Here is a 4,088-nt window from a genome sequence, read left to right as displayed (position 1 = left end):
GCGATCATCAGGAAGAAGATCACGCAGCCCATGATCCAGATCATCTCGCGCGGGGCTTTATAGGAGCCGTAGTAGAGGCCGCGCAGCATGTGGATGTAGACCGCGATGAAGAACATCGAGGCCCCGTTGGCGTGGGTGTAGCGGATCAGGTCGCCGCCGTTGACGTCGCGCATGATGCGCTCGACCGAGGCGAAGGCCATTTCGGTATTGGGCACATAGTGCATGGCCAGGAAGATGCCCGAGGCGATCTGCACGACCAGGCACAGGGCCAGGATGGCCCCGAAGGTGTACCAGTAGTTCAGGTTCTTCGGCGTCGGCAGCGACATATAGTCGGCCCCGAAGCGGATGATCGGCAGGCGGGTGTCCATCCACCGCTCGATGGCGGTCTTGGGGACGTAGGTGGATTCGTGATCGCTCATGCTTCTGACCTAATCAACCGATCTGCACGCGGGTGTCGGAGACGTACTGATACTCCGGCACGACGAGGTTCAACGGGGCCGGCCCCTTACGGATACGTCCGGACGCATCGTAGTGCGAGCCGTGGCACGGGCAGAACCAGCCGCCGTAATCCCCGGCATTGAAGGTCGGCACGCAACCCAGGTGGGTGCAGGAGCCGATGACCACCAGATATTTCTCGTGACCGGCCTTGGTGCGCTCGACGTCGGTCTGCGCCGGGCTGCCGACGGCGCCCTCGCTGACGACGCGCTGCAGTTCGGCCGGGGTGCGGAAGCGCACGAACACCGGCTTGCCCTGCCATTTGATGACGACCTGCTGGCCTTCCTGAACCTTGGTCAGGTCGAACTCGATGGTCGACAGCGCCAGGGTGTCGGCGGCCGGGTTCATCGAATTGATCAGCGGCCAGGCCACCATGGCCCCGGCCCCCACCGCCGCGGCGCCCGCCGCGATGTGGATGAAGTCCCGACGGGTGGCCTCGCCACCTTCGTTGTTCTCAGTCACGACCGATTCGGCCACGTCATACTCCTCATACGCCGCTCTCAGGCGCGTCCTGCGACGGCGTCTTTGCGGCATGAACGCTTTAGCGAAAAACCCTCGGCCTGACCCGGTCTGGTTTTGCGGCTCATCGACGCAAGTTGCTGACGCCACTTGCGAAACAGTCGCAATTAAGACCGCGACAAGCCCCCGGCCCACGCGTAAAGAGGGCCTTAGAATGCGTCTCGCCCTTTTTCAACCGGCCATTCCACAGAACGTCGGCGCCTGCATCCGTCTGAGCGCCTGTTTCGGTGTGGACCTGCATGTGATCGAGCCGACTGGCTTCCGTTTCGACGACCGCGCCATGAAGCGCGCGGCTCTGGATTACGGCCCGCTCAGCCACCTCACCCGCCATTCGGACTGGGACGCCTTTCAGACCCATCGCGGCCCCGGTCGCCTGATCCTGTTCACGACCAAGGGGGCCACGCCTCTCGACGCCTTCGCCTTCCAGCCGGACGACACCCTGCTGTTCGGCAGCGAGACCTCGGGGGCCCCCGACCACGTCCACGCCGCCGCCGATGCCCGCGTCGTCATCCCCATCCGCCCGGACGCCCGGTCGCTCAACCTGTCGGTCAGCGCCGGCATGGCCCTGTGGGAGGGTCTGCGCCAGACGTCCCTGCTCACACCGCGCTGACCTATCCCTTCCCTCGCAGCCCTGCGAGCGACTAGACACACCTGCATGAGCGACGTGACCACCGATCCCCTGCTGCTGAAACAGGCCGAGACCCGCGCCTGGTTCGAGGCCCTGCGCGACCGCATTCATCTGGCCTTCGAGGCGCTGGAGGATCAGGCGCCGGCGGAGCTCTTCTCCGGTGAAGCCGGCCGGTTCGAACGCACGCCCTGGCAGCGGCCCGAGGGCGGCGGCGGCGTGATGGGCATGATGCACGGCCGGCTGTTCGAAAAGGTCGGGGTGCATTGCTCGACCGTTCACGGCAGCTTTCCGGCGGACTATGCGAAGACCGTGCCTGGTGCAGCGGAAGATCCGCGCTTCTATGCCACCGGCATCAGCCTGATCGCCCATCCGGTCAGCCCGCGCATACCGGCGGTCCATATGAACACCCGCTTCATCTCGACGACGAAAAGCTGGTTCGGTGGCGGGGCGGACCTGACGCCGGTGCTGGACGTGGATCGCCACCCGGAGGCCAAGGACACCCTCGGTTTCCACGCGGCCATGAAGTCGGCCTGCGATGCGCACGATCCGGCCTATCATGCGAAGTTCAAACAATGGTGCGACGACTATTTCTGGCTGGCGCACAGGAACGAACCGCGCGGCACCGGCGGCATCTTCTACGACCACCATGACAGCGGGAACTACGCCCGCGACTTCGCCTTCACCCGCGATGTCGGCGAGGCCTTCCTGTTCGCCTATTCCGAGATCGTCGCCCGCCGCATGGTCGAGCCGTGGACGCCCGAGGAGCGTGAGGAACAGCTGGTCCGCCGCGGCCGCTATGTCGAGTTCAACCTGCTCTACGACCGGGGCACCATGTTCGGCCTGAAGACCGGCGGCAATGTCGACTCGATCCTCAGCTCCATGCCCCCCGTGGTGAAATGGCCCTAGATGCCTGAGCCCCCGGCTTCGACGGGTGGCGGCGTCAACAGCAGGAAAGCCCGGATCCAGGCGGTCATGACCGCGCGGTCGTTCGGCTGTTTCAGGGTCTCCAGCACCTGGACCGCCAGCGCTTCGGGGATGCGATGCCCGCGCCGGGTCTCGATCAGGGCGGCGGCATAGTCGGGCTGGAACTCCGGGTGGCACTGGAAGCTGACGGCGTCGTCCCAGGCCAGACCGGCATAGGGTGTAAAGTCCGAGGCGGCGATGATGCGCGCGTCCGGCGGCGGAGCGACCACCTGATCCTGATGCGAGACGGGGATGGCGACCGATGCGGCCCGCGGGTGCATCCAGTCCTCGATCGCCGTGACCTGATAGCGATGCAGGCCGATGCCCCAGCCCTTGTCGGACTTTTTGACTTTTCCACCGAAAGCATGGGCCATGATCTGATGGCCGAAGCAGATGCCGACCAGGCGGGTCTGTCCCCTCGCCGCCCTCAGCCAGTCGATCAGCGGCGGAATCCACGGCAGCTCGTCATAGACACCGGCCGCCGAGCCGGTGACGATCGCGCCGGTGAAGGTCGACGGGTCCTCCGGCAAATGCCCGGCCTGGACATCGAAGCGCGTCGTGGCCACGCCCTCTCCCAGAAGGGCCCGGAAACGGGCCGGATAGTCGTCGAAGTCGTCCTTCAGCGCCTCGGGCGGATGGCCGGTCTCTAGGATGGCGATACGGGTCATGGCGGCTCCGGCTGGCCCATCGATATGGGCGATCGCGCAAGACGCGCCAAGCCCGATGCGCTAAGCCCCGCTCATGTCCGAGCCCGACCCCGTCGTCCTGATCAACGTCTATCGCTGCCAGCCGGACAAGCTGGACGCCCTGATGGAGCATCTGACCTCTCTCGTGCGGGCCCAGCGCGATCTGGAAGGCTATATCTCCGCGACCCTGCATCGCGGCCTGGGCGGCAAGGTCGCGGCGGTGCATTCCCTGTGGCGATCGCGCGAGGACTGGAAGGCCATGTCGCGCCACCCCTCCATCGCCATCCGCATGGAACCCATCATGGCCATCGCGACCTTCGAGCCGCATCTGTATGAGCCCGGCGAAGTGATCGACTAGTCACACCCCGTCAGCGGGCCGCGGCGGAGATCGGGGACGCGCCCCCTCCGCTAGCCTGATGCACACCTCTGACCCTTCTCCCCTTGCGGGAGAAGGTGGCCCGCGAAGCGGGTCGGATGAGGGGTCGATGTAGCGTCTGACGATTGGACGATGGCTTCGTGGTCGAGCAGCAATGGATTTGATGTCGGTGCGACCCCTCATCCGTCAGCCTTCGGCTGCCACCTTCTCCCGCAAGGGGAGAAGGATCAAATCAGGCACCTCATATAGCGACCATTTGCTGAGAATTCGCCGCCAACCCGCATAGTTTGATCCGCCAACCCCCTGATACCGCTCCGCAATCCGCCACGACCAGCGACCGATCCCCGCCATAGGTAGCGCGTGGCTCATAATCCTCCCCGTCCCGTCGCCGGGAAGGGCGCAAGGCCTTGCGGCTTGTCGC

The 4,088-nt window shown here is 65.5% G+C and carries 6 protein-coding genes; 3 read left to right on the top strand and 3 right to left on the bottom strand.

All coding sequences use genetic code 11. The annotated features are described in order from the left end of the window. Both JHC81_RS13970 and petA read right to left on the bottom strand, forming a co-directional pair. Positions 1-419 (bottom strand): cytochrome b N-terminal domain-containing protein (locus tag JHC81_RS13970; RefSeq protein ID WP_292175687.1); only part of this gene is annotated, 419 nt, incomplete at its 3' end. 13 nt (positions 420-432) lie between these two features. Continuing rightward, on the bottom strand, positions 433-972 hold the full coding sequence (petA, locus tag JHC81_RS13965; RefSeq protein WP_292175686.1) for a ubiquinol-cytochrome c reductase iron-sulfur subunit: 540 nt from the start codon (positions 970-972) through the stop codon (positions 433-435). 196 nt (positions 973-1,168) lie between these two features. Between petA and JHC81_RS13960 the strand changes: the two genes are divergently transcribed. Both JHC81_RS13960 and hemF read left to right on the top strand, forming a co-directional pair. Next, on the top strand, positions 1,169-1,624 hold the full coding sequence (locus JHC81_RS13960) for a tRNA (cytidine(34)-2'-O)-methyltransferase (protein WP_292175684.1): 456 nt from the start codon (positions 1,169-1,171) through the stop codon (positions 1,622-1,624). Between the two features lie 45 nt (positions 1,625-1,669). Continuing rightward, the gene (gene hemF, locus JHC81_RS13955; RefSeq protein WP_292175681.1) at positions 1,670-2,548 is read left to right on the top strand and encodes an oxygen-dependent coproporphyrinogen oxidase; all 879 of its coding nucleotides are present in this window, start codon (positions 1,670-1,672) and stop codon (positions 2,546-2,548) included. Here the strand turns inward: hemF and JHC81_RS13950 are convergent. Beyond that, positions 2,545-3,273 carry a type 1 glutamine amidotransferase gene (locus JHC81_RS13950; protein ID WP_292175680.1) on the bottom strand — a complete coding sequence of 243 codons (729 nt, stop codon included), beginning with the start codon at positions 3,271-3,273 and terminating at the stop codon, positions 2,545-2,547. The genes hemF and JHC81_RS13950 overlap by 4 nt on opposite strands. 73 nt (positions 3,274-3,346) lie before the next feature. On the opposite strand from JHC81_RS13950, the gene JHC81_RS13945 reads away from it, so the two are divergent. Beyond that, positions 3,347-3,649 carry an antibiotic biosynthesis monooxygenase family protein gene (locus JHC81_RS13945; protein WP_292175678.1) on the top strand — a complete coding sequence of 101 codons (303 nt, stop codon included), beginning with the start codon at positions 3,347-3,349 and terminating at the stop codon, positions 3,647-3,649. Positions 3,650-4,088 lie beyond the last annotated feature (439 nt).

Source organism: Brevundimonas sp. (genome assembly GCF_016463295.1).
GTDB lineage: Bacteria > Pseudomonadota > Alphaproteobacteria > Caulobacterales > Caulobacteraceae > Brevundimonas.
Note: the sequence above shows the minus strand (reverse complement) of the source record. Positions and strands in the feature narration are given on the sequence as shown.

What these genes read in the sequence shown, in the direction of transcription:
- hemF (WP_292175681.1), top strand. Translation starts at nt 1,670, where the DNA reads ATGAGCGACGTGACCACCGATCCCCTGCTGCTGAAACAGGCCGAGACC.
- JHC81_RS13950 (WP_292175680.1), bottom strand. Translation starts at nt 3,273, where the DNA reads ATGACCCGTATCGCCATCCTAGAGACCGGCCATCCGCCCGAGGCGCTG.
- JHC81_RS13960 (WP_292175684.1), top strand. Translation starts at nt 1,169, where the DNA reads ATGCGTCTCGCCCTTTTTCAACCGGCCATTCCACAGAACGTCGGCGCC.
- JHC81_RS13945 (WP_292175678.1), top strand. Translation starts at nt 3,347, where the DNA reads ATGTCCGAGCCCGACCCCGTCGTCCTGATCAACGTCTATCGCTGCCAG.